General features: G+C 51.5%; 1 tRNA gene and 2 rRNA genes (1 of these 3 running past the window's edge). All 3 read right to left on the reverse strand.

Annotation, left to right across the window (positions count from 1 at the left end):
- Positions 1–574: ribosomal RNA gene (locus H6H02_RS26535) — 23S ribosomal RNA — on the reverse strand; it reaches 2,316 nt to the left of the window's first position.
- 283 nt (positions 575–857) lie between these two features.
- A tRNA-Ile gene (locus tag H6H02_RS26540) sits at positions 858–931 on the reverse strand.
- 110 nt (positions 932–1,041) lie between these two features.
- Positions 1,042–2,532 (reverse strand): 16S ribosomal RNA (locus tag H6H02_RS26545).
- The 16S and 23S rRNA genes sit together here with 1 tRNA gene alongside, the layout of an rRNA operon.
- Positions 2,533–2,772: the final 240 nt, after the last annotated feature.

A 2,772-nucleotide genomic window follows, 5' to 3' on the forward strand; every position in this document is an offset into this window, starting at 1 on the left:
TCGTTCAATCGAGCTTCCATTGCTTGTAAGCTTACGGTTTCACGTTCTATTTCACTCCCCTCCCGGGGTTCTTTTCACCTTTCCCTCGCGGTACTGGTTCACTATTGGTCACACAGTAGTATTTAGCCTTACCGAGTGGTCTCGGCTGATTCACACGGGATTTCACGTGCCCCGTGCTACTCGGGATTCAGCTAGGGCTTTTGAAGTTTTCGACTACAGGACTTTTACCTTCTCTGGTGCAGTTTTCAGTTGCTTTGTCTAACTTCTCGAGTCCCACCTTGCTGTCCCACTACCCCATCAAGCATGCTTGATGGTTTAGGCTCTTCCCGTTTCGCTCACCACTACTCAGGGAATCTCTTTTGATTTCTTTTCCTCCAGCTACTAAGATGTTTCAGTTCACTGGGTTGGCTCTTTACTGCCTATTGATTCAGCAGTTAGTTCTTTGGGGTTGCCCCATTCGGATATCTCCGGCTCATTGCTTGCTTCCAGCTCCCCGGAGCGTTTCGTCGGTCGCCACGTCCTTCATCGCCTCTGTGTGCCGAGGGATCCACCATAAGCTCTTTGTAGCTTGACCACATTCTTCTTTTGCTTGGATGATACGGACGCCTTCTACGATTGGACGTCTCGTTTTTCCTGCTTTCTAACGTTACTATGCAGTTTTCAAGGTTCTTTGGCTGGAATAAGATTTCCAGCATTCTCTCTGACCTTTTTTGAGGTTTCAGAGCCGATGCTAGCTTCTTTTCCGGTTTCGGTTTTTGGCTTACTTGCTCTAGGTGGAGGTTAGTCACTCTAAGTGCTTCCTCAACTTAAGCTCTACCCCCTTACTTTTCAAGTCAATTCATCAACTTGATTTTAGGTGGGCCATCCTGGACTCGAACCAGGGACCTCACCCTTATCAGGGGTGCGCTCTAACCACCTGAGCTAATAGCCCATGAACCCGAACCGTTAATAGTTTGAAAGCTGTTGTTTCCACGACCTCGACGACCTGGGATGACCTTCTGTGACCGACTTCATCGGTTTTCAGAGGTTCGGTCTCCCTTAAAAGGAGGTGATCCAGCCACACCTTCCGGTACGGCTACCTTGTTACGACTTCACCCCAGTCATCAGCCCTGCCTTCGGCGTCCCCCTCCGCAAGCGGTTAGGGTAACGACTTCGGGCGTGGCCAACTCCCATGGTGTGACGGGCGGTGTGTACAAGGCCCGGGAACGGATTCACCGCCGTATGCTGACCGGCGATTACTAGCGATTCCGCCTTCACGCAGGCGAGTTGCAGCCTGCGATCTGAACTGAGCCACGGTTTATGGGATTTGCTTGTCATTGCTAACTTGCTGCCCTTTGTCCGTAGCATTGTAGTACGTGTGTAGCCCAGGACGTAAGGGGCATGCTGACTTGACGTCATCCCCACCTTCCTCCGGTTTGTCACCGGCAGTCTCCCTAAAGTGCCCAACTGAATGATGGCAACTAAGGACGAGGGTTGCGCTCGTTGCGGGACTTAACCCAACATCTCACGACACGAGCTGACGACAGCCATGCACCACCTGTGTTCCGGTTCCCGAAGGCACTCCTCTGTTTCCAGTGGATTCCGGACATGTCAAGTCCTGGTAAGGTTCTTCGCGTTGCATCGAATTAAACCACATACTCCACCGCTTGTGCGGGCCCCCGTCAATTCCTTTGAGTTTCACACTTGCGTGCGTACTCCCCAGGCGGGATACTTAACGCGTTAGCTACGGCGCGGCCCGGGTCGATACAGGCCACACCTAGTATCCATCGTTTACGGCTAGGACTACTGGGGTATCTAATCCCATTCGCTCCCCTAGCTTTCGTCCCTCAGTGTCAGTTGCAGTCCAGCAGAGCGCTTTCGCCACCGGTGTTCTTCCCAATCTCTACGCATTTCACCGCTACACTGGGAATTCCCTCTACCCCTACTGCACTCTAGCCGTTCAGTTTCCACCGCCTTTCCAGGGTTAAGCCCCGGTCTTTAACGGCAGACTTGAACAGCCACCTACGGACGCTTTACGCCCAATTATTCCGGATAACGCTTGCATCCTCCGTATTACCGCGGCTGCTGGCACGGAGTTAGCCGATGCTGATTCCTCAGGTACCGTCATTTTGTTCTTCCCTGAGAAAAGGGGTTTACAATCCAAGAACCTTCCTCCCCCACGCGGTCTTGCTCCGTCAGGCTTTCGCCCATTGCGGAAAATTCCCCACTGCTGCCTCCCGTAGGAGTCTGGGCCGTGTCTCAGTCCCAGTGTGGCTGATCGTCCTCTCAGACCAGCTACCGATCGTCGCCTTGGTACGCTTTTACCTTACCAACTAGCTAATCGGACGCGAGCTCATCTTCAGGCTATAAATATTTCACCTCTCGGCACATCCGGTCTTAGCAGTCGTTTCCAACTGTTATCCCCGTCCTGAAGGCAGATTCTCACGCGTTACTCACCCGTCCGCCACTAGAATCCGAAGATTCCCGTTCGACTTGCATGTGTTAAGCAGACCGCCAGCGTTCATCCTGAGCCAGGATCAAACTCTCCATTGTGTTTTCGAGTTTGTTTTTTTGGCTATTGGAAACTTATCGTTTCCTTCCAACTTCGTCTTCGTGATTGAACTAAAGTTCAATTCACTGATTTTTTTGACGAGGTACTTGTGTTTACTTCGCTTTCAAACTATTATCTTTTCTAGGTTCGGTGCGCTTCGGTGTCGCTTCACTTTCGCTTGCTCTTCCGACCGCTTTATTAATGTAGCAACCCCGAACCCTTTCTGTCAACTGTTTTGGGAA

It is taken from the genome of Coleofasciculus sp. FACHB-1120 (assembly GCF_014698845.1).
Lineage (GTDB): Bacteria > Cyanobacteriota > Cyanobacteriia > Cyanobacteriales > FACHB-T130 > FACHB-T130.